This is a genomic window from Escherichia sp. E2661 (assembly GCF_004745185.1).
Classification (GTDB): Bacteria; Pseudomonadota; Gammaproteobacteria; order Enterobacterales; family Enterobacteriaceae; genus Escherichia.
Window position 1 is genome coordinate 56583 of sequence record NZ_PDIG01000039.1, and the last position, 20379, is coordinate 76961.

Annotated in this window: 25 protein-coding genes and 6 pseudogenes; 30 read left to right on the forward strand and 1 reads right to left on the reverse strand. The window is 51.6% G+C overall.

Features of this window, described 5'->3' with window-relative positions:
- Positions 1-43 precede the first annotated feature (43 nt).
- The 12 genes and pseudogenes from ymfL to CRI63_RS22045 all read left to right on the forward strand — a co-directional run bounded on the left by ymfL (position 44) and on the right by CRI63_RS22045 (position 6535).
- Complete coding sequence (gene ymfL / locus CRI63_RS21995; RefSeq protein WP_000515860.1) at positions 44-595, forward strand: protein YmfL; 552 nt, start codon at positions 44-46, stop codon at positions 593-595.
- 145 nt (positions 596-740) lie between these two features.
- Positions 741-920 (forward strand): DUF4222 domain-containing protein, encoded by a 180-nt coding sequence (locus CRI63_RS24585; RefSeq protein ID WP_001341559.1) that lies wholly within the window; start codon positions 741-743, stop codon positions 918-920.
- Positions 850-1428, forward strand: coding sequence for an ash family protein (locus CRI63_RS22000; RefSeq protein WP_071852438.1), 579 nt, complete (start codon positions 850-852; stop codon positions 1426-1428). The genes CRI63_RS24585 and CRI63_RS22000 overlap by 71 nt, the downstream gene beginning before the upstream one ends.
- Positions 1421-1657: a hypothetical protein gene (locus tag CRI63_RS22005; RefSeq protein ID WP_000933942.1), complete on the forward strand. Its 237-nt coding sequence runs from the start codon at positions 1421-1423 to the stop codon at positions 1655-1657. The genes CRI63_RS22000 and CRI63_RS22005 overlap by 8 nt, the downstream gene beginning before the upstream one ends.
- Positions 1654-2472: a helix-turn-helix domain-containing protein gene (locus CRI63_RS22010; protein ID WP_135520808.1), complete on the forward strand. Its 819-nt coding sequence runs from the start codon at positions 1654-1656 to the stop codon at positions 2470-2472. Before CRI63_RS22005 ends, CRI63_RS22010 begins: the two co-directional genes overlap by 4 nt.
- Positions 2469-2963 carry a PerC family transcriptional regulator gene (locus CRI63_RS22015; protein ID WP_135489589.1) on the forward strand — a complete coding sequence of 165 codons (495 nt, stop codon included), beginning with the start codon at positions 2469-2471 and terminating at the stop codon, positions 2961-2963. The genes CRI63_RS22010 and CRI63_RS22015 overlap by 4 nt, the downstream gene beginning before the upstream one ends.
- Positions 2963-3616: a phage N-6-adenine-methyltransferase gene (locus CRI63_RS22020; protein WP_021527493.1), complete on the forward strand. Its 654-nt coding sequence runs from the start codon at positions 2963-2965 to the stop codon at positions 3614-3616. Before CRI63_RS22015 ends, CRI63_RS22020 begins: the two co-directional genes overlap by 1 nt.
- A complete protein-coding gene (locus CRI63_RS22025) occupies positions 3613-3939 on the forward strand; it encodes a LexA family transcriptional regulator (RefSeq protein WP_135520810.1) in 327 nt (108 codons plus the stop codon). The genes CRI63_RS22020 and CRI63_RS22025 overlap by 4 nt, the downstream gene beginning before the upstream one ends.
- Positions 3936-4325: a RusA family crossover junction endodeoxyribonuclease gene (locus tag CRI63_RS22030; protein ID WP_000767113.1), complete on the forward strand. Its 390-nt coding sequence runs from the start codon at positions 3936-3938 to the stop codon at positions 4323-4325. The genes CRI63_RS22025 and CRI63_RS22030 overlap by 4 nt, the downstream gene beginning before the upstream one ends.
- Before the next feature lie 19 nt (positions 4326-4344).
- Positions 4345-5154: a KilA-N domain-containing protein gene (locus CRI63_RS22035; RefSeq protein WP_049027778.1), complete on the forward strand. Its 810-nt coding sequence runs from the start codon at positions 4345-4347 to the stop codon at positions 5152-5154.
- Between the two features lie 7 nt (positions 5155-5161).
- Positions 5162-6151: a DUF968 domain-containing protein gene (locus CRI63_RS22040; protein WP_024201531.1), complete on the forward strand. Its 990-nt coding sequence runs from the start codon at positions 5162-5164 to the stop codon at positions 6149-6151.
- A 17-nt stretch (positions 6152-6168) separates the two neighbouring features.
- Positions 6169-6535, forward strand: a pseudogene (locus CRI63_RS22045) (antiterminator Q family protein).
- An 84-nt stretch (positions 6536-6619) separates the two neighbouring features.
- On the opposite strand, the gene CRI63_RS22050 reads toward CRI63_RS22045, so the two are convergent.
- Complete coding sequence (locus CRI63_RS22050; RefSeq protein ID WP_089591643.1) at positions 6620-7066, reverse strand: hypothetical protein; 447 nt, start codon at positions 7064-7066, stop codon at positions 6620-6622.
- A gap of 270 nt (positions 7067-7336) precedes the next feature.
- On the opposite strand from CRI63_RS22050, the gene CRI63_RS24590 reads away from it, so the two are divergent.
- From CRI63_RS24590 to CRI63_RS22155, 18 genes and pseudogenes are all read left to right on the forward strand, one after another.
- Positions 7337-7540, forward strand: coding sequence for a hypothetical protein (locus tag CRI63_RS24590; protein ID WP_000917724.1), 204 nt, complete (start codon positions 7337-7339; stop codon positions 7538-7540).
- A 150-nt stretch (positions 7541-7690) separates the two neighbouring features.
- On the forward strand, positions 7691-8743 hold the full coding sequence (locus tag CRI63_RS22060; RefSeq protein ID WP_135520812.1) for a site-specific DNA-methyltransferase: 1053 nt from the start codon (positions 7691-7693) through the stop codon (positions 8741-8743).
- A 67-nt stretch (positions 8744-8810) separates the two neighbouring features.
- Positions 8811-9026 (forward strand): phage lysis protein EssD, encoded by a 216-nt coding sequence (gene essD, locus CRI63_RS22065; protein WP_000839596.1) that lies wholly within the window; start codon positions 8811-8813, stop codon positions 9024-9026.
- A gap of 4 nt (positions 9027-9030) precedes the next feature.
- A complete protein-coding gene (locus tag CRI63_RS22070; protein ID WP_135520814.1) occupies positions 9031-9345 on the forward strand; it encodes a YdfR family protein in 315 nt (104 codons plus the stop codon).
- A gap of 55 nt (positions 9346-9400) precedes the next feature.
- Positions 9401-9928: pseudogene (locus CRI63_RS22075) on the forward strand (lysozyme); the annotation flags it as partial.
- A 3-nt stretch (positions 9929-9931) separates the two neighbouring features.
- Positions 9932-10399, forward strand: a complete 468-nt coding sequence (locus CRI63_RS22080) for a lysis protein (RefSeq protein WP_001300226.1) — start codon at positions 9932-9934, stop codon at positions 10397-10399.
- Positions 10387-10540 (forward strand): annotated as a pseudogene (locus CRI63_RS22085) (hypothetical protein). The gene CRI63_RS22080 and the pseudogene CRI63_RS22085 overlap by 13 nt, the downstream one beginning before the upstream one ends.
- Positions 10541-11215: 675 nt before the next feature.
- On the forward strand, positions 11216-11707 hold the full coding sequence (locus CRI63_RS22100; RefSeq protein ID WP_000349509.1) for a DUF1441 family protein: 492 nt from the start codon (positions 11216-11218) through the stop codon (positions 11705-11707).
- Positions 11707-13810: pseudogene (locus CRI63_RS22105) on the forward strand (phage terminase large subunit family protein). The gene CRI63_RS22100 and the pseudogene CRI63_RS22105 overlap by 1 nt, the downstream one beginning before the upstream one ends.
- A complete protein-coding gene (locus tag CRI63_RS22110; RefSeq protein ID WP_001072975.1) occupies positions 13807-14019 on the forward strand; it encodes a hypothetical protein in 213 nt (70 codons plus the stop codon). Before CRI63_RS22105 ends, CRI63_RS22110 begins: the two are co-directional and overlap by 4 nt.
- On the forward strand, positions 14019-15527 hold the full coding sequence (locus CRI63_RS22115; RefSeq protein ID WP_000985957.1) for a phage portal protein: 1509 nt from the start codon (positions 14019-14021) through the stop codon (positions 15525-15527). The genes CRI63_RS22110 and CRI63_RS22115 overlap by 1 nt, the downstream gene beginning before the upstream one ends.
- Positions 15472-17500: pseudogene (locus CRI63_RS22120) on the forward strand (ClpP-like prohead protease/major capsid protein fusion protein). Before CRI63_RS22115 ends, CRI63_RS22120 begins: the two are co-directional and overlap by 56 nt.
- An 86-nt stretch (positions 17501-17586) precedes the next feature.
- Positions 17587-17909, forward strand: a pseudogene (locus CRI63_RS22130) (DUF2190 family protein).
- Complete coding sequence (locus CRI63_RS22135; protein WP_042018515.1) at positions 17902-18177, forward strand: DNA breaking-rejoining protein; 276 nt, start codon at positions 17902-17904, stop codon at positions 18175-18177. Before CRI63_RS22130 ends, CRI63_RS22135 begins: the two are co-directional and overlap by 8 nt.
- Positions 18178-18188: 11 nt before the next feature.
- A complete protein-coding gene (locus CRI63_RS22140; RefSeq protein WP_000677120.1) occupies positions 18189-18779 on the forward strand; it encodes a phage tail protein in 591 nt (196 codons plus the stop codon).
- The gene (locus CRI63_RS22145) at positions 18776-19177 is read left to right on the forward strand and encodes a phage minor tail U family protein (protein ID WP_001079398.1); all 402 of its coding nucleotides are present in this window, start codon (positions 18776-18778) and stop codon (positions 19175-19177) included. The genes CRI63_RS22140 and CRI63_RS22145 overlap by 4 nt, the downstream gene beginning before the upstream one ends.
- Positions 19178-19187: 10 nt before the next feature.
- Positions 19188-19931 carry a phage tail protein gene (locus CRI63_RS22150; RefSeq protein ID WP_000211128.1) on the forward strand — a complete coding sequence of 248 codons (744 nt, stop codon included), beginning with the start codon at positions 19188-19190 and terminating at the stop codon, positions 19929-19931.
- Between the two features lie 60 nt (positions 19932-19991).
- Positions 19992-20378: a phage minor tail protein G gene (locus CRI63_RS22155; RefSeq protein ID WP_001298500.1), complete on the forward strand. Its 387-nt coding sequence runs from the start codon at positions 19992-19994 to the stop codon at positions 20376-20378.
- Position 20379 lies beyond the last annotated feature (1 nt).

Consider the following 20379-nt stretch of genomic DNA (forward strand, 5'->3'; position numbering starts at 1 on the left):
CAGAACACCTTCAATTTTTAACCACAGAACGATGAGGCTAACCGTGGGTAAGCATCACTGGAAAGTAGAAAAACAGCCTGAGTGGTACGTGAAAGCTGTCAGAAAAACTATCGCGGCGTTGCCGGGGGGGTACGCTGAAGCTGCTGAGTGGCTGGATGTAACAGAGAACGCTTTATTCAACCGCCTTCGTGCAGATGGCGATCAGATTTTCCCGCTGGGATGGGCAATGATTTTACAGCGCGCGGCTGGCACTCACTACATTGCGGATGCTGTCGCACAGTCTGCTGGTGGGGTGTTTGTATCGCTTCCTGAAATTGAGGAAGTAGAGAACGCCGATATAAACCAGCGCCTGCTGGAAGTCATCGAACAGATCGGGAGTTACTCAAAGCAGATTCGTTCGGCAATCGAAGATGGGGTAGTGGAGCCACACGAGCAGACAGCAATTAATGATGAGTTGTATCTGTCAATTTCGAAGCTCCAGGAGCATGCAGCACTGGTCTACAAAATCTTTTGCGCTCCAGAAAAGAGTGACGCCCGCGAGTGTGCAGCTCCGGGCGTCGTGGCGTTTTGTGTCTGTGGAGAAACTAACGCATGAACAGTTTAACGGCAAATAATCGTTTGTCGCAACAGCTGGTGGTCAGTGTCGCTGAACACCTGTTGTTACGGCATGAATGCAGATTACCAAATCACCTGGCTGTAAGTAACCACAGAGAACTTTACCTGACTGTGGGGGGCGAGTTGTGCAGGAACTTAACCGCTGGTTTCGTGACGGAAGAGGGCTTTATGTCCATGTTATTCGTTGGGAGCCAGAAACACAGCGCGTTATCTATCTTCGCAAAGACTACCCGCATGAGTGCTTTAGTCCTTTGTGGAAATTCAGGCGTGATTTTGTTGAGTGTGAAGGACCACCAGCACATTGATTCTGCCATTCCGGGACGTTACACTGTTCAGGCACCTTATAAAGCGGGTGCCGGGATTGGCGTCCTGGAATTGCATACGGCGACAATTGGCGCGTTAGCGTCTTTTTTGTTGCTACAACTCAGCTATACCCAAATTATGGTGGGCTGGGTGGGGGCACCGAAAGGTGCGCCGGTTTCCGTATGCGCCGGTTACGCCAACCCTGCTCAGTTCACCACCAGCGAAATTGGCGTTTCCGGTGGTGGAAGTTATCCATTGCATACGGAGGCTGCCATCATGGCTACTGTCCCAGCCCTCTCTCGTCTGAATGATGACGACTTACATAAACTCAGTTATGTAACAACTGCACTACGTGCTCTGCGCAAGGTAACTCTTTCGGATCCGCAGGCGCATCAGGTTCTGGTAGAAACCCTTCTTAACTTGCAGGCTGAACGTATTCGTCTGGCGGATAAGGCTAATTTTCATATTCACCGTCTCCTTAATATCAGCGGAGGGCATCGTCATGCTTAATCCGTTGATTCTCAATATTTGCCGTTTGCTTCAGCGTAAAAAAACATCAATTCCTACAGTTGGGCAGTGGTACACCACGCCTGCAGGGCATGTTCTACGTGTTAGCCTGGTTGACCGTGAATGTCAGAAGGTGATTTGTGAACCGCTGGGCCGTAATTACCGCGTCAGTATGCCGCTTATAGCCTTTCGCTCCGGAAAAAACATGAAGCATCTCGGAGGTGCAGCATGAGTATGGAGCTGATGGTTAAAGCGATGAAAATTCGAGTGGGTAATCCATTGCGAAAACTGGTTCTGATCAAGCTGGCTGATAATGCCAGCGATCAGGGTGAGTGCTGGCCCAGCTACCAGCATATTGCTGACCAGTGCGAGATTAGCAAACGTTCTGTGATGAATCATATTGCGGCCCTTTGTGAGTCCGGGCTGGTAAAAAAAGTCACCCGGAAAGGTGAAAAAGGTAACTCAAGTAATATCTATCTCCTTCATCTGGATGGTGCAGGAGATTCACTAGGGGGTAGTGCAAATAATTCACTATCTGGTGCAGCAAATTCACCAGGTAGTGCAGGAGTTGCACCAGGGGGTAGTGCAGGAGATTCACCCAGAACCAGTCACTCTTTTGAACCAGTCAAAGAATCAGTCAATGAACCAATAGCTTTTGGTGCATCTGCTGATGAGTCTGTGCGAGTTCGTTCAAACCGACCGGAATACTCTCCGGAGTTTGAGCAGGCATGGCTGGCATATCCCAAACGTGCTGGTGGCAATTCAAAATCTGCAGCCTTCAAAGCCTGGAAAGCCCGTTTGAATGAGGGGGTAAACCCCGAAACCATGCTGGAAGGTGTGAAACGCTACGCGGGCTGGGTATCTGCGATGGGTAACAGTGGCACACAATTTGTGAAACAGGCTGTCACGTTCTTTGGTCCGGATCGTCATTTCGAAGAATCCTGGGAAGTTCCTGCGGTATCTTCAGCCAGACGCGAGGACCCGTACTTCAAAGCCAGTTACGACAACGTGGACTACAGCCAGATCCCGGCAGGATTCAGGGGGTGATCATGAGTCTTTTGAATGAAGTTCAGAAATTCATTGAAGCCCATCCGGGGTGTACTTCCGGAGACATTGCGGATGCTTTTACAGGTTACTCACGGCAGCGCGTTCTGCAGTCAGCAAGCAAGTTACGTCAGAGTGGGCGTGTGGCTCACCGTTGTGAAGGGGATACACGCAGACATTTCCCGCGCCTGACTGAGAGAGCGCAGGAGCCGGAACCACAACCAGTTCGTGAAACCAGACCTGTGCGCAATTTCTATGTCGGCACTAACGATCCACGGGTGATTTTGTGCCTGACCCGCCAGGCTGAAGAACTGGAGTCAAGGGGCTTATACCGTCGTGCTGCAACCGTGTGGATGGCGGCATTCCGTGAAAGCCACTCCCAGCCAGAACGAAACAATTTTCTGGCGCGTCGTGAGCGGTGCTTACGGAAAAGCAGCAAGCGCGCTGCATCGGGTGAAGAGTGGTATCTGTCAGGGAATTACGTGGGGGCTTAATGAGTAATAAATATTGCCAGGCGCTGGTGGAACTGCGGAACAAACCAGTCCATGAACTGAAGGAAGTGGGCGATCAGTGGCGCACGCCGGACAACATTTTCTGGGGAATTAACACCCTGTTTGGCCCGTTTGTTCTGGATCTGTTCACTGACGGTGATAACGCCAAATGTGCTGCGTATTACACGGCGGAAGACAACGCGCTGGCGCATGACTGGTCAGAACGTCTTGCGGAGCTTAAAGGTGCTGCCTTTGGTAATCCCCCATACAGCCGCGCCAGTCAGCATGAGGGGCAATACATCACCGGCATGCGTTACATCATGAAACATGCCAGTGCCATGCGTGATAAGGGCGGGCGCTATGTTTTCCTGATCAAAGCTGCCACCAGCGAAGTGTGGTGGCCGGAAGATGCGGACCATATTGCTTTTATTCGCGGGCGTATTGGTTTTGAACTGCCTGCCTGGTTTATCCCGAAGGACGAGAAGCAGGTGCCGACAGGAGCGTTCTTCGCTGGTGCTATTGCTGTTTTCGACAAGACCTGGAAGGGACCGGCAATCAGCTACATCGGGCGCGATGAACTTGAGGCATGTGGTGAGGCGTTTCTGGCGCAGGTTCGCCAGCAGGCGGAAAAACTGGTCAGGGAGATGGCGGCATGACGACGTTAACTCAATGCCAGCAGCAGGTGCTGGATATGCTGATTTCTTATCAGAAAGAACGTGGCTTCCCGCCAACCAATCAGGAGGTGGCAACCATGCTGGGATACCGTTCGGTGAATGCAGCGGTGGAGCATCTTCGCGCACTGGAGAAAAAAGGCGTCATCACGATAAAGCGTGGTGTGGCCCGGGGGATAACGCTTCATACCGCGGTGAAGGACGACGACAGCGAGGTGGTCGGGATTATCCGCTCACTGCTTGCCGGTGAGGAAAACGCCAGGCTGCGTGCAGCCCGCTGGTTACATGAGAGGGGCCTGAAAGTATGAAGCTGATTCTGCCTTTTCCGCCCAGCGTGAACACGTACTGGCGACACCCCAACAAAGGGGCGTTTGCTGGTAAGAGCCTGATAAGCGCGGCGGGGCGAAAATTCCAGAGCGCGGCGTGCGCTGCAATAGTTGAGCAGTTACGTCGTCTGCCGAAACCAACGTCGGCACCTGCTTCAGTGGAGATCGTGTTGTTTCCTCCGGATAACCGGATCCGCGATCTGGACAACTATAACAAGGCGCTGTTTGACGCCCTGACCCACGCGGGTGTGTGGGAAGACGACAGCCAGGTGAAAAGAATGCTGGTGGAGTGGGGACCAGTTATCCCGGAAGGGAAGGTCGAGATCACTATCAGTAAGTACGAGAAAACGGCGGGTGCAGCCGCCTGATTAAGAGGAGAAACGAAGTATGAATAATCTGATGGTCATTGATGGTATTGAAGTTCGTCGTGATGCTTATGGGCGTTACAGCCTGAACGATCTGCATCGCGCAGCAGTAGCATCTGGTGCAAATGCCAGAACCAAGGAGCCAGGAAAGTTTCTTTCCAGCCAACAAACTGTTGAGCTTGTTCATGAATTGACCAACACCCAGAATTTGGGTGTTGACCCGGTGAGTGTGATTCATGGGGGAAATGAACGGGGAACGTATGTCTGCAAGGAACTGGTGTATGCCTATGCAATGTGGATCAGTCCATCATTCCATCTGAAGGTGATCCGTACTTTCGACATGGTAACCAGCGCACCGGATAAATTATCCGGACAGGCTGCTGACAAGATGCAGGCTGGTGTGATTCTGCTGGACTTTATGCGCCGGGAATTAAACCTGTCTAACTCTTCAGTGCTTGGTGCCTGTCAGAAACTCCAGGAGGCTGTTGGCTTACCGAATCTGGCACCGCGCTATGCCATTGATGCTCCTGCTGACGCGCCTGATGGCTCAAGCCGCCCCACGCTGTCACTGAGTGCACTGCTGAAGCAGTATGGTATCCGCCTGACAGCTAATCAGGCATATCACCAGATGGCGAAGCTGGGGATCGTTGAACAACGTGAACGATACAGCCGTACCGCGATTAACAACATCAAAAAATTCTGGTCGCTGACGGCGAAAGGCTGCATGTTCGGTAAGAACATCACCAGCCCCGCAAATCCGCGCGAGACGCAGCCGCATTTCTTCGAATCCCGATTCCCTGAGCTGTTAAAGCTGCTCGATACCGTTCATTGAGGTGACCGTGAGAGCACTACTGACCCCTGAAATTGCCCCGCGTATGGGGATCGTATTGTTCAGACCAGGTTCAGAGCTGATGCCCCTGTTTATGCAGGGGCGTGTCCTGCTGGAGCCTGAGCCGGAACGTTATTCATCTTTCGCCAGTGGTGCCGTTCCGGCGGCATCACAACCGCTGGCGGATGATCCTGCCGTTCAGGCCGTGTTCCGCAATGAGGCAGTGATCCGTCGTGCTGGTGGCGTGGAATGTCTTGAAAGCTGGTTACTTCGTGAAAAAGGCTGCCAGTGGCCTCATTCCGACTGGCACAGCGAGAACATGACCACAATGCGACACGCTCCGGGCGCAATCCGTCTGTGCTGGCACTGCGATAACCAGCTGCGCGATCAGTTCACGGAACGGCTGGAATCAATGGCAACGGATAACTGTGCCCGCTGGGTGTTGTCTGTTGTGCGTCGGGATCTCGGTTTTGATGATAGTCACGTTGTGACAATGCCGGAACTGTGCTGGTGGCTGATTCGTAATGATCTGGCGGATGCCTTACCGGAAAGTGCAGCCCGTAAGGCACTGAGATTACCGAAGCCTGTTGTGCCGTCTGTTACCCGGGAAAGTGACCTTGTGCCTTCGGTTCCTGCCACCAGCATCATCCAGGATAAAGTGAAAAAGGTGCTGGCGCTGAAAGTGGATCCGGAGTCGCCGGAGTCTTTTATGTTACGCCCAAAACGTCGCCGCTGGGTTAATGAAAAGTACACACGCTGGGTTAAGACACAGCCGTGTGCATGTTGTGGTAAGCCTGCTGATGATCCCCACCACCTGATAGGTCACGGTCAGGGTGGAATGGGTACAAAAGCGCATGACCTCTTTGTGTTGCCTTTGTGCAGAAAGCATCACGACGAGCTGCATGCGGATACCGTGGCATTTGAAGAGAAGTATGGCTCCCAGCTGGAGCTGATATTTCGTTTTATCGATCGTGCGCTGGCAATTGGCGTGCTGGCCTGATTTTGTGGAGAAAGTTGATGCGTGATATTCAAATGGTTCTTGGAACGTTGGGGGGCATGGGTGGCAAATAATCACGAGGATGTCACCTGGTCGTCTATTGCTGCAGGATTTAAAGGACTAATCCCTTCAAAAGTAAAATCCCGCCCGCAATGTTGTGACGATGACGCGATGATCATTTGTGGGTGCATGGCTCGCCTGAAAAAGAACAACAGCGATTTGCACGATTTATTAGTGGATTATTATGTAGGTGGTATGACGTTTATGGCGCTTGCCCGTAAACATGGGCGTTCTGATTGCTGGGTTGGGCGTTTATTGCAAAAGGCTGAAGGTGTAGTTGATGGCATGTTAATGATGTTAGAAATTGAGCTAGAGATGGATCGTTAGAAGACCTCTTATTGAGGGGGTAATTGAATCAGTTTAATGTGTGGGGAGTCGATTTATTCTCCCCATTTTATTTAATTAATTTACTTAAGGTTTTAATTCATCAAGACGTTGTTGGATAGTGTTTTTGCTTGCGTTGTCTGTTATAGCCATTTGTTGTACTTGCCCCATTGCCATTTGAGTTTCCATCCACATATCGGCCCACACTTTTGTATCGTTATTAACTTGAGCGATAGTAAATCTGACTTTTGATACCGGGGTTGTTGAATAGGCATTGCCGATTAACATTTGTCCAAAAACAGCAGAGCCGCCTTCCAGTTCTTTACCACATATAACACTGCTGTTATCCGCGTTGTAAATTATCAACCCTCTACTATTGCAGTAATTCACAAGGGCATCTTTGACTTTATCTTTTGTCATATTTTGATAAACCCCCTCAGGTTTTCCTGATTGAGTTTTCTTTATCAATGGTACGGAAGAAGTACAACCTGAAATGATAGTTGCGCTAAGTAATAGTACAGTCATTTTATTCATGTTTCTTATCCATTGTTAAGGGCATACCCACACAATTATTTTTATTGGAGATGAATAATCAACCGTTTACAATCGTAAAAAATCAAATATGCTGTTAAGAGTGGTTACTTCGCCACACAACTTAAACCCGCCGCTGAGCGGTTTTTTTGTACCTGTAAACTTGGTGCAGTACAGTAAACACGCTGGTGGTCGTGAATACTGACTTTTTATCTTGCTGGCTTTTTAGACAAGAGTTATTGGTATGTCATGTTAACCAGAAGGGGAAAAGACATGCTAAAACAGCAAGATATGACAGAAACCGCCGCCGCAGTCCTTCATTTCTTACCTGCTGACAAGTGGGTAACGCCACGCATGATGACGAGAACTACCGGAGTAAGCGAAGCCCGGTGCCAGTTAATACTGACCCAGTTAGTTCTGGCGGGTCTGGCGAAGGATAACGGCGGGTACGGGAATAAATTCAGACGCTGCCAGTAATGGCGGTTTCCTGCTGTGAAAATGGGCGGCTGGTGGGTGTTGGTAGCACCTGCCAGCCATTCGCTCATGCTTACTGGTCACAAGCGAACCACGGCCCACTGCTTTAGCGCAAAAGCAGAGTGAGCCTACCAGAGTTACGCTTACTGATCCATGAAAAACACTGTAAAAATAAACAGCGTTGATTTAATCAACGCTGATTGCCTGCATTTTATTCAGTCCCTGCCTGATGATTCCATTGACCTGATTGTTACCGATCCGCCGTACTTCAAGGTGAAACCCAACGGCTGGGACAATCAGTGGAAAGGGGACGAAGATTACCTTAAGTGGCTGGATCACTGTCTGGCCCAGTTCTGGCGGGTGTTAAAACCTGCTGGAAGCCTTTACCTGTTCTGTGGGCATCGCCTGGCATCTGATATTGAGATCATGATGCGTGAACGTTTCAACGTGCTTAACCATATCATCTGGGCGAAGCCGTCCGGACGTTGGAATGGGTGTAATAAAGAAAGTCTGCGCGCATATTTTCCTGCCACAGAGCGCGTTCTGTTTGCTGAACATTACCAGGGGCCATATCGCGGCAAAAGTGACGGCTATGCGGCAAAAGAAAGGGAACTCAAACAGCACATAATGGCACCGCTGATATCGTATTTCAGGGATGCTCGTGCCGAACTGGGTATAACGGCAAAACAAATTGCCGAAGCCACAGGTAAGAAAAATATGGTTTCCCACTGGTTTGGTGCCAGTCAGTGGCAGTTGCCGAATGAGGCTGACTATCGGAAGTTACAGGCACTGTTTTCCCGTATAGCGGCAGAGAAGTTTCAGGAACAACAACTGGAACAACCACACCACCAGCTGGTGGCATCTTATGATTCACTGAATCGCAAATATTCTGAATTGCTGGATGAGTTTAAATCTCTCCGGCGCTATTTCTCCGTATCAGTCTCCGTGCCTTATACCGATGTCTGGATGCATAAACCCGTTCAGTTCTACCCGGGTAAACATCCGTGTGAGAAACCGGCGGATATGCTCAGGCAAATAATCAATGCCAGTAGTCGACCTGGTGAGCTGGTTGCTGATTTTTTTATGGGATCCGGTTCCACAATAAAAGCAGCAATGGCGCTGGGGCGTCGGGCCTTAGGTGTTGAGCTTGAGTCAGAGCGGTTTAACCAGACAGTGAAAGAGATAAACGAGCTGGTGGGGAAATAATCTGGTGGCCACGTCAGGTGGCCTTTTTATTTCCATTACACAGCACCCGCATCTGCGAGGTGGGGTTATGAAATCCATGGATAAGTTAACAACGGGTGTCGCCTATGGCACCTCAGCAGGTAGTGCCGGGTACTGGTTTTTACAGTTGCTCGATAAAGTCACGCCCTCACAGTGGGCGGCAATAGGTGTGCTGGGTAGTCTGGTATTTGGCTTGCTGACGTATCTGACAAACCTTTATTTCAAGATTAAAGAAGACAAGCGTAAGGCTGCACGGGGAGAGTAATTCAATGACTCAAAACTATGAACTGATTGTGAAAGGGATCCGCAATTTTGAGAATAAAGTTACGGTAACTGTAGCGTTACGGGACAAAAAACGCTTTGACGGTGAAATTTTTGACCTGGACATCTCGCTGGACCGTGTTGAAGGTGCCGCGCTGGAGTTTTATGAGGCAGCAGCCAGAAGGAGCATCAGACAGGTCTTCCTGGATGTTGCTGCCGGGTTATGTGAAGGGGACGAGCTGTTGCCAGAAACGCGCCCCTGTTCAGAGGCGCGGTATACCATAAAAATTAACAGTTCTGATAACTCGATTAAGGGTTGTTAGCTTTTTGCAGTTGGCTTTCCAGTATCTTTCATTGGTAGCATCCTGATAAATATCCATGAGCGCAAAAATCAAATACGGCCTGTCAGCTGCTGTTCTGGCGCTGATTGCTGCAGGCGCGTCTGCTCCTCAAATACTTGACCAGTTTCTGGATGAAAAAGAGGGTAACCACACTACGGCATACCGCGATGGTTCCGGTATATGGACCATCTGTCGTGGTGCCACAATGGTGGATGGTAAGCCCGTCATACCGGGAATGAAGCTGTCGAAGGAAAAATGCGACCAGGTTAACGCTATTGAACGTGATAAGGCGCTGGCATGGGTGGAGCGCAATATTAAAGTACCACTGACCGAACCACAGAAAGCGGGTATAGCGTCATTTTGTCCCTATAACATTGGCCCCGGTAAGTGTTTCCCGTCGACGTTTTATAAGCGGCTGAATGCCGGTGATCGTAAGAGTGCATGCGAGGCGATTCGCTGGTGGATAAAAGATGGTGGGCGCGATTGCCGCATACGTTCAAATAACTGCTATGGACAGGTTATTCGTCGTGACCAGGAAAGCGCATTAGCCTGTTGGGGGGATAGATCAGTGAGCAGAGTCGCCGCGATTATTTATGCTCTGGTTATCTGCATCATCGTCTGCCTGTCGTGGGCGGTCAATCATTACCGTGATAACGCCATCGCCTACAAAGAACAGCGTGATAAAAAAGTCAGTGAGCTGAAGCAGGCGACCGCCACCATTACTGACATGCAGCAACGCCAGCGTGCTGCTGATGTACTCGATGCTAAATACACGAAGGAGTTGGCTGATGCGAAAGCTGAAAATGATGCTCTTCGGCGCAAGCTTGATAATGGTGGTCGGGTGCTCGTCAAAGGAAAATGCTCTGTGCCATCCTCAGCCGAAACCTCCAGCGCCTCCGGCATGGGCAATGATGCCACCGTCGAACTCTCTCCAGTTGCTGGACGAAACGTTCTCGGTATCCGGGACGGAATCATCAGAGACCAGACAGCACTGAGAACGCTTCAGGAATATATCAGGACGCAATGCCTTCGATGATAGCGATTAATTTTACTCATCATCCTTCACATCTGGCTCTGTAGACAGGGTGGTGATCACTTCTGGAGTGAATCCAGATTAAACATCTCATTGCTGATGCTTGAAGTTGAGCATCTGGCGCGCGGTAAGGGGCTGCGTTGAAATAAGAGCCAGTCATTACAAATACCAGGATTTAGCCTCGTATTCGCGGGGCTTTTTATTGCCATTACAAAAGCCACTCCCTACAGAGTGGCTTTGATAATGGCTTATACCCTACACGGGATAACTTAACTGATATCCCTTTTAACGGATAAAGGTATTCAAGCCTGACACATCATGCGCTGTATCGTCGCCGTATTCCCGTATTAACAGAGACCGTAGCCCGACGGGGAACTCCTTCTGCGAGAGTGTGCGGGAATAATCAAAAACGATGCACACCGGGTTTTTACCGCGTTTATGGTTCGCGGGTTTGTCCCTCATGCTCGCCAGTCCTGTGCGGGGGTGGAAGAAACAGGATACTCACACAGATTCTTGTGGGCACGATGCTATTCCTTTCTGGATTATCCCGATGCCATTCATGCAAGGCGCTGTATCAGACGTTCGTCATGGCTGTCAGGCTGACGGGTCCTCCCGGTGGGGTGGCCTGCCACGGGGCGGGAGCGTCGCGGAAAAAGGCTAGTTTTTGCATTTTTATCGGCCACCATCATCTTTGCATCTTATTGATTATTAATGGTTATTTGTTTTTTGTATGTCGAATTGAGTGTTTTTTGTTCGACATCGAACGCGTTTTCTTAAAGTTGTTCGCACGATGCATGTTTAAAGCTCTCCGGAGGAAATATGGATCATGAGTTGAAAAACCTGGTGCTGAATATTAATCAACTGGCGGCTTTATCTGGTCTGCACCGCCAGACTGTCGTGGCAAGACTGAAAAACATTCGTCCCGCTGGTGGACATGACAAACTCAAGCTATACCGGTTGACCGATATTCTGACTGAATTTATGGGGTTACCACCGCCGGTTGCTGAGGGCGAAATGGATCCACATGAACGCAAAGCCTGGTATCAGTCTGAACGTGAGCGTCTTAAGTTCGAACAGGAAACGGCACAACTCATTCCGGCCAGTGATGTCAGACGGGAGTTTGCCATCTGGGCAAAAGCGGTCGTGCAGGTGCTGGAGACATTACCGGATATTCTGGAACGTGACTGCGGCCTGCAGCCTGCCGCTGTGAGCCGTGTTCAGTCCATTATTGATGATCTGCGCGATCAGATAGCCCTGCGGGTGACCGAAGCAGGTGCGGATGATGAGGAGGAATTACAGCAGGAGGAGTAATGCTGAATCAGGAAACCGCAAAGGCAGCACGAACCGATTCAGGTTATATCCTTCGCGCACCGAGACGAATGCTGGTTGCTGATGCCGTTGCTCAGTATATGCGGGTGCCCATGGGGGCCGGGAACTCAGTCCCGTGGGATCCGCTGGTGGCACCGTATGTTATTGAGCCGATGAACTGCCTGGCCTCGCGTGAATACGACGCAGTGATATTTGTTGGCCCGGCACGAACTGGCAAGACTATCGGCCTGATTGACGGCTGGGTGATTTACAACGTGATTTGCGATCCTGCGGATATGTTGATCATTCAGATGACGGAGGAAAAAGCCCGCGAACACTCCAAAAAAACGACTTGCCAGAACGTTTCGCGTCAGCCCGGAAGTGGTCAGTCGCCTGAGTCCGAACAAAAATGACAACAACGTTTATGACAGAACATTCCTTGCTGGCAACTACCTGAAAATCGGCTGGCCGTCAGTCAATATCATGTCCTCATCAGATTATAAATGCGTGGCGCTGACGGATTATGACCGTTTTCCGGAAGATATTGATGGCGAGGGGGATGCCTTCTCTCTTGCCTCAAAACGTACCACCACATTTATGTCCAGTGGTATGACGCTGGTGGAGAGTTCCCCCGGCAGGGATGTGAAGGATGTGAAATGGCGACGGACTTCACCGCATGAGGCTCCACCAACCACGGGGATACTGTCGCTCTATAACCGTGGCGATCGCCGTCGCTGGTACTGGCCCTGTCCACACTGTGGTGAGTATTTTCAGCCCTGCGGCGATGTGGTTGCTGGTTTCCGTGATATTGCCGATCCCGTGCTGGCAAGTGAGGCGGCTTATATTCAGTGTCCTTCCTGTTCAGGACGGATTATGCCTGAACAAAAACGTGAGCTGAACGGACGTGGGGTCTGGTTGCGGGATGGTGAATCCATCAATGCGGATGGCAGTCGTTATGGTGATCCCCGACGCTCACGTATTGCGTCATTCTGGATGGAGGGTCCGGCAGCTGCTTACCAGACACTCTCGCAACTCGTTTACAAACTGCTTACTGCAGAACAGGAATACGAGACAACCGGAAGTGAAGAAACACTCAAGACGGTTATCAATACCGACTGGGGATTACCTTATCTTCCCCGTGCCAGCATGGAGCAACGAAAAAGTGAACTGCTTGAACAGCGGGCAGAGCCAGTTCCTTCCCGCAGTGTGCCGGATGGCGTTAATTTCCTGGTGGCGACAGTTGATGTGCAGGCGGGACGTCATCGCCGTTTTGTGGTTCAGGTAACGGGCTATGGCAGCCGTGGCGAACGCTGGATTATTGATCGTTACAACATCACGCAGTCATTGCGCGGTGACAGCGACGGGGAGAGCCAGCGAATTGATCCGGCCAGCTATCCGGAAGACTGGGATGTCCTGCTGACGGATGTTTTTCATAAAAGCTGGCCGCTGGCCTCCGATCCTTCTCAACAAATGCGACTGATGGCAATGGCGGTGGACTCCGGCGGTGAAGACGGGGTCACTGATAATGCCTATAAATTCTGGCGTCGTTGCCGTCGTGATGGCCTTGGTAAACGTATTTACCTGTTTAAGGGCGACAGCATCCGGCGCGCAAAACTGATCACCCGTACATTCCCTGATAACACCGGACGAACGGGCCGACGGGCGCAGGCCGCAGGTGATGTGCCGCTCTGGCTTCTTCAGACGGATGCCCTGAAAGACCGGGTGAATAACGCGTTATGGCGTGACTCTCCAGGTCCCGGCTATGTGCATTTCCCTGACTGGCTGGGGAGCTGGTTTTACGACGAACTGACGTATGAAGAGCGGAGTAGTGACGGGAAATGGAGTAAGCCGGGTCGCGGTGCCAACGAAGCTTTTGACCTGATGGTGTATGCCGAGGCTCTGGTCATTCTGCATGGATACGAAAAGATCCGCTGGCCGGATGCACCGGAGTGGGCGAGCCGGGAAACCTGGCTGGAGTGTGTCCCGGACAGTACCGAACCGTCACCCTCACCGGAACCGGTATCCACGCCTGTTAAAAAACAAAAACGGAAGAAAACAGTAACTGACGATGTTAACCCCTGGCTGACTTCCGGAGGATGGTTATGAACCAGAATGATATCGAAGCCATGATTCAGCGTTATACGGAAGCTGAAATGGCGGTGCTGGACGGAAAATCCGTCACCTTTAATGGTCAGCAGATGACCATGGAAAACTTATCTGAGATCCGGCAGGGACGGCAGGAGTGGGAGCGCCGCCTTGCGGCTCTGATTACACGACGACGGGGGCATCCCGGGTACCGGCTGGCGAGGTTCTGATGGCAATTCTTGATGATGTGATTGGCGTTTTTTCACCAGGATGGAAAGCGGCAAGGCTGCGTTCCCGTGCGGTGATCCAGGCTTATGAGGCCGTAAAAACGACGCGGACACATAAAGCCCGGCGGGAAAACCGAACTGCCGACCAGTTAAGCCAGTACGGGGCCGTGTCGTTACGTGAGCAGGCCCGTTACCTTGATAACAACCACGATCTGGTCATTGGTGTATTTGACAAGCTGGAAGAACGGGTGGTGGGGAAAAACGGGATTATTGTCGAGCCACATCCGGTATTACGCAATGGGGCCATTGCCCGTGATCTGGCAGCGGAGATACGCACCCGATGGAGTGAATGGTCTGTCAGTCCGGAAGTCACCGGGCAGTTTACCCGTCCGATGCTGGAACGTCTGATGCTGCGTACCTGGCTGCGCGATGGTGAGGTGTTTGCCCAGATGGTTTCCGGGCGCATAAACAGCCTGACGCCTTCTGCCGGTGTTCATTTCTGGCTGGAGGCGCTCGAGCCGGACTTTATTCCCATGACCAGTGATGAGAGCAACAGGCTGAATCAGGGCGTGTTTGTTGATGACTGGGGGCGTCCCGAAAAATATCTGGTGTATAAAAGCCGTCCCGTATCCGGGCGGCAGATGGAAACCAAAGAAGTGGATGCAGAGCGAATGCTGCATCTTAAATTTGTTCGCCGTCTGCACCAGATGCGCGGGACGTCTTTGTTGTCCGGTGTGCTGATCCGCCTCAGTGCCCTGAAAGAGTATGAAGATTCTGAGCTGACTGCAGCAAGGATCGCCGCTGCTCTGGGGATGTACATCCGCAAAGGCGACGGACAGAGCTATGAAACGGATGGTAATGACAGCAAGGAGAATGAACGCGAGCTTACCATTCAGCCAGGCATTATTTACGACGATCTGAAACCCGGCGAAGAAATCGGAATGGTGAAGTCGGATCGCCCCAATCCTAATCTTGAAACTTTTCGTAATGGTCAGTTGCGTGCCGTGGCGGCGGGTAGTCGTCTGAGTTTTTCCAGTACAGCGCGCAACTATAACGGCACTTACAGCGCCCAGCGTCAGGAGCTGGTTGAATCCACTGATGGCTACCTGATCCTGCAGGACTGGTTTATTGGTGCCGTCACCCGCCCGATGTATCGTGCCTGGCTGAAACAGGCTGTGGCATCCGGTGTTATCAGGCTACCCCGCGATCTTGATCGTTCTTCACTGTATACCGCGGTGTATTCCGGACCGGTGATGCCGTGGATTGACCCTGTTAAGGAGGCTGAGGCCTGGAAAATTCAGATTCGTGGTGGAGCGGCGACAGAATCAGACTGGGTACGTGCAGGTGGTCGTAATCCGGATGATGTTAAACGTCGGCGCAAGGCAGAAATTGATGAAAACCGCAAGCTGGATCTGGTATTTGATACCGATCCTGCCAGTGATAAAGGAGGCAGCAGTGCCGCAACGAAACGACAGGAGCCGCAGCACACCGACGACCAGTCCGAAGAATAATTCCTGGTTCAGGATGCAGGCTGGTCACCAGAGTGACGCGGATATTTATATTTATGACGAGATTGGTTTCTGGGGTGTTACAGCGAAGCAGTTTATCAGTGATCTGAATGCACTGGGCGATATCACCCACATTAATCTCCATATCAATTCACCGGGTGGCGATGTCTTTGAAGGCATCGCCATTTTTAATGCGCTGAAAACACATGGTGCGTCCATTACCGTTTATGTCGACGGTGTGGCGGCGTCAATGGCGTCGGTCATTGCGATGGTGGGAAACCCGGTCATTATGCCGGAAAACACCTTCATGATGATTCATAAACCATTTGGCTTTACGGGCGGTGATGCGGAGGACATGCGCACCTATGCTGACCTGCTCGATAAGGTTGAGGCGGTTCTGTTACCCGCTTATGCACAGAAAACCGGGAAAACCACCGATGAAATTGCTGCCATGCTGGCGGATGAGACCTGGATGTCCGGTGCCGAATGTCTGGCACATGGATTTGCTGATCAGGTGACGCCAGCCGTTAAGGCAATGGCATGTATTCAGTCAAAACGTACAGAGGAATTTAAAAAGATGCCGGAATCCATTCGAAACATGATTACTCCGCCACGCAACAGTGCTCCACGCGTACAGGATGATGAACCAGCAGCCTCCCGGACGCCAGTGCAGGCAGCAGCACCCGTGGTGGATGAAAACAGTATCCGTGCGCAGGTACTGGCAGAGCAAAAAGCGCGTGTAAACGGTATTAATGATCTGTTTGCCATGTTTGGCGGGCGTTATCAGACGCTGCAGGCTCAGTGTCTTGCCGATCCTGAATGTTCGCTGGAGCAGGCCCGCGAAAAGCTGTTGAACGAGATGGGGCGCGAGTCCACGCCATCCAATAAAAATACCCCGGCTCATATTTATGCCGGTAACGGTAATTTTGTGGGGGACGGGATCCGCCAGGCGCTGATGGCGCGTGCCGGATTTGAAAAAACCGAAACGTGATAATGTCTACAACGGGATGACCCTGCGTGAATATGCCCGTATGTCACTGACTGAACGGGGTATTGGGGTTTCCAGTTATAACCCGATGCAGATGGTCGGTGCGGCGTTCACACACAGTACGTCTGACTTCGGTAATATTCTGCTGGATGTTGCGAACAAAGCCATTCTGCAGGGCTGGGAAGATGCTCCTGAAACCTATGAACAGTGGACGCGGAAAGGTCAGTTGTCTGATTTTAAAATTGCCCATCGTGTGGGTATGGGGGGCTTCAGTGCTCTGCGTCAGGTGCGTGAAGGGGCGGAATATAAATACGTCACCACCGGAGATAAACAGGCCACTATTGCACTGGCGACCTATGGCGAGCTGTTCAGTATCACCCGTCAGGCCATTATCAATGATGATCTGAATATGCTGACCGATGTCCCGATGAAACTGGGCCGTGCGGCGAAATCCACTATTGCCGATCTGGTTTATGCCATTCTGACGTCTAACCCGAAAATCTCCACAGATAATGTAAGTCTGTTCGATAAAGCGAAACATGCAAACGTACTGGAGAGCGCTGCAATGGACGTGGCATCGCTGGATAAAGCCCGCCAGTTGATGCGCGTTCAGAAAGAGGGGGAGCGTCATCTGAATATTCGTCCTGCGTTCGTACTGGTACCGACGGCGATGGAGTCTGTTGCTAACCAGGTCATTCGCTCCTCAAGTGTCAAGGGGGCTGACATTAACGCCGGTATTATTAACCCGGTGAAAGATTTTGCGACCGTTATTGCAGAGCCTCGTCTTGATGATAACAGCCAGACCACCTTCTACCTGGCTGCGTCAAAAGGCTCCGATACAATTGAAGTGGCTTATCTCAACGGTGTGGATACGCCATATATTGATCAGATGGAGGGCTTCAGTGTGGATGGCGTGACAACGAAAGTGCGTATTGACGCCGGTGTCGCGCCAGTTGATCACCGCGGTCTGGTGAAATGTACGGCGTAAACGTCGCAGACAACAACTCTGATGGCCCGTAAGGGCTTTTTTTGTACCTGAAATCAGCCCCTGAACGGGGCTGTGCGGAGACAGTTATGGCAAAGAATTTTGTAGAAGAAGGAAAAACGGTGGCGATTGTTGCCAGTGCAGCCATCAGCAGCGGAGATCTGGTGCAGGTGGGTGATGTTTTGCGGTGGCGCTGACCGATATTCCACAGGGTGAAACAGGCGACGGCATGACCGAAGGTGTGTTTATGCTGCCTAAGCTGAAAACGGATGACATGAAAACGGGTAAGAAGGTTTATCTGAAGTCCGGAAAAGTTCAGCTGACTAACAGCGGCTCTGATCCGCTGGTCGGGGTTGTCTGGGCAGATGCCGGAACCAGTGCAGAAGAAGTGCCGGTAAAACTCAATGTCTGATCCCTTTTCCCGGCTGGCAGCGCGTATGGATGCGATCACGGTCAGAAAGATGGGAAAGACAGCCTCGATTAATGATGTCGATATGACTGTGATCCCGGGAGAAACACTGGCAGAGCTGAATGCTCTGTCCGGACCTGCGGTCTCTCTGGTGGTGTTTTCTTCGGGATACCGCCCACGGCGCGGGGATTGCGTTGTTTATGACGGACAACAATGGACGGTCACACGGCATGAACGCTTTAACGGTAAGCCAATGATCTTTATTGAGTAAAGAGGTATGGGATGAAGGGGCTTGAGAATGCCATCCGCAATCTGAACAGCCTTGATACCCGTATGGTGCCACAGGCCAGCGCATGGGCGATAAACCGTGTGGCACAGAAAGCGGTCTCGGTTGCCACCCGGCAGGTTGCCGGGAATACCGTTGCGGGAGATAACCAGGTGAAAGGGATCCCCCTGAAACTGGTACGTCAGCGTGTCCGGGTGTTTAAAGCCAGTCCGTCAGGAAAAATGACGGCCAGGATCCGCGTTAACCGGGGCAATCTGCCCGCCATCAAACTGAACACAACACGGCGGCGTGCTGGTGAAGGACTGAGAGTGGGAAAATACTTTTTCCGGGGGGCATTTGTTCAGCAACTGGCGAATGGCCGCTGGCATGTTCTGAGGCGTCTTCCTGAAGCGCGTTTTGCAACAGGGCATGACCATCAGGGCAGGCCAAGAAAAAATCGTCTTCCTGTGGAGGTAGTGAAAATCCCGCTGTCCGGACCGCTGACACAGGCATTTGAAGATGCCCGCGACCGCATCATTGCTGCGGAAATGCCGAAACAGCTGGGGTATGCACTGAAACAACAACTGAGGTTATGGCTGACCCGATGAACCGACATACACAAATCCGCCAGGCCGTACTGGCACGCCTTCGGGAACAGTGTGGAGACAGCGCCACGTTTTTTGACGGGCTTCCGGCATTTATTGATGCGCAGGAACTGCCTGCCGTGGCGGTGTGGCTGAGTGATGCTCAGTACACCGGAAAAATGACGGATGAAGATGACTGGCAGGCTGTTCTGCATATTGCCGTCTTCATCCGGGCACAGGCACCGGATTCAGAGCTGGATATGTGGATGGAGAGCACCATTTTCCCTGCCCTGAATGATATACCGGCACTTTCCGGACTCATCGACACCCTGATCCCACTCGGTTTTAACTATCAACGTGATAATGAGATGGCCACCTGGGCGATGGCGGAAATCACGTACCAGATCACGTACACGAATTAAGGAGGTGGTAATGACCACACCAAATCCACTGGCAAAGACGAAAGGTGCGGGGACGACGTTCTGGATGTATACCGGCAACGGCGACGCATTTGCGAACCCTTTGTCGGACACTGACTGGCTGCGTCTTGCGATGGTGAAGGATCTGCAACCTGGCGAAATGACCGCTGATGCAGAAGATGATACTTATCTCGATGATGAAGATGCAGACTGGAAAACGACAACCCAGGGGCAGAAATCCGTTGGTGATACTTCGGCGACGCTGGCTTGGCGTCCAGGTGACAGCGGGCAGAAAAAACTGGTTCAGTTGTTCGACTCCGGTGAAGTCTGCGCGTTTCGTATCAAATATCCCAACGGTACTGTTGATGTTTTCCGTGGCTGGCTGAGTTCACTGGGTAAAACCATTGCCTCAAAAGACGTGATGACCCGCACTGTGAAAATCAGCGGTGTGGGGCGTCCGTATCTGGCAGAGGAAGGCACTGAAACAGTGAGCGTTACCGGGCTGACGGTGGCACCGGCATCTGCCAGTGTAAAAGTGGGAGCAACCACCACGCTGACCTTTACAGTAAAACCTGACGGAGCCAGTGACAAAGCGATCAGTGTGCATTCGTCAGATCCACAGACTGCCACGGTGACCCTGAACGGGCTTGTAGCCACGGTGAAAGGCGTGAAGCAGGGCAGTGTCAGCATTGTGGGCATGACCGCTGACGGGAATTTTGTGGCTGTGGCTGCGGTGACTGTCAGCGCCGCAGGTTAACAGGACGATACTCATCATTTGCCCCGGTTATCCGGGGCTTTTTTGCAGGTGGAGAACATGATGTTTCTGAAACAGGGCACGTTTAATTATGAAAAACAGTCCGTGGTGCTCAGTGAGCTGTCCGGGCTGCAGAGAATTGAATATCTGGCGTTTGTTCAGCAGCGAACGGCAAAGTTTGATGCCGGTGAGGGAGAACTGCCGGAGGCTGAACGACAGATTGCTTTTCTGCGGATGGGGATGGATATCAATGCCTGGCTGGTTTCCCGCTCACTGTGGAATGCGGATCAGTCTAAGGATGTAGAGACGCTTTGCGCATCCGTTATTACAACATGGTCGTATGATGCCCTGGGTGCGGGGGCGGAGATGGTTCTGTCGCTGAGCGGTATGGGGGCCATTGATAATGCCGGGGATGATGAGCATGAGGCGCTGACGCCGGAAAAGTCCTGAC

Coding starts and splice junctions, on each gene's coding strand:
- CRI63_RS22000 (WP_071852438.1), top strand. CDS start 850: ATGAGTGCTTTAGTCCTTTGTGGAAATTCAGGCGTGATTTTGTTGAGT.
- CRI63_RS22005 (WP_000933942.1), top strand. CDS start 1,421: ATGCTTAATCCGTTGATTCTCAATATTTGCCGTTTGCTTCAGCGTAAA.
- CRI63_RS22010 (WP_135520808.1), top strand. CDS start 1,654: ATGAGTATGGAGCTGATGGTTAAAGCGATGAAAATTCGAGTGGGTAAT.
- CRI63_RS22020 (WP_021527493.1), top strand. CDS start 2,963: ATGAGTAATAAATATTGCCAGGCGCTGGTGGAACTGCGGAACAAACCA.
- CRI63_RS22025 (WP_135520810.1), top strand. CDS start 3,613: ATGACGACGTTAACTCAATGCCAGCAGCAGGTGCTGGATATGCTGATT.
- CRI63_RS22030 (WP_000767113.1), top strand. CDS start 3,936: ATGAAGCTGATTCTGCCTTTTCCGCCCAGCGTGAACACGTACTGGCGA.
- CRI63_RS22035 (WP_049027778.1), top strand. CDS start 4,345: ATGAATAATCTGATGGTCATTGATGGTATTGAAGTTCGTCGTGATGCT.
- CRI63_RS22050 (WP_089591643.1), bottom strand. CDS start 7,066: ATGAATAAAATGACTGTACTATTACTTAGCGCAACTATCATTTCAGGT.
- CRI63_RS24590 (WP_000917724.1), top strand. CDS start 7,337: ATGCTAAAACAGCAAGATATGACAGAAACCGCCGCCGCAGTCCTTCAT.
- CRI63_RS22060 (WP_135520812.1), top strand. CDS start 7,691: ATGAAAAACACTGTAAAAATAAACAGCGTTGATTTAATCAACGCTGAT.
- essD (WP_000839596.1), top strand. CDS start 8,811: ATGAAATCCATGGATAAGTTAACAACGGGTGTCGCCTATGGCACCTCA.
- CRI63_RS22070 (WP_135520814.1), top strand. CDS start 9,031: ATGACTCAAAACTATGAACTGATTGTGAAAGGGATCCGCAATTTTGAG.
- CRI63_RS22100 (WP_000349509.1), top strand. CDS start 11,216: ATGGATCATGAGTTGAAAAACCTGGTGCTGAATATTAATCAACTGGCG.
- CRI63_RS22110 (WP_001072975.1), top strand. CDS start 13,807: ATGAACCAGAATGATATCGAAGCCATGATTCAGCGTTATACGGAAGCT.
- CRI63_RS22115 (WP_000985957.1), top strand. CDS start 14,019: ATGGCAATTCTTGATGATGTGATTGGCGTTTTTTCACCAGGATGGAAA.
- CRI63_RS22135 (WP_042018515.1), top strand. CDS start 17,902: ATGTCTGATCCCTTTTCCCGGCTGGCAGCGCGTATGGATGCGATCACG.
- CRI63_RS22140 (WP_000677120.1), top strand. CDS start 18,189: ATGAAGGGGCTTGAGAATGCCATCCGCAATCTGAACAGCCTTGATACC.
- CRI63_RS22145 (WP_001079398.1), top strand. CDS start 18,776: ATGAACCGACATACACAAATCCGCCAGGCCGTACTGGCACGCCTTCGG.
- CRI63_RS22150 (WP_000211128.1), top strand. CDS start 19,188: ATGACCACACCAAATCCACTGGCAAAGACGAAAGGTGCGGGGACGACG.
- CRI63_RS22155 (WP_001298500.1), top strand. CDS start 19,992: ATGTTTCTGAAACAGGGCACGTTTAATTATGAAAAACAGTCCGTGGTG.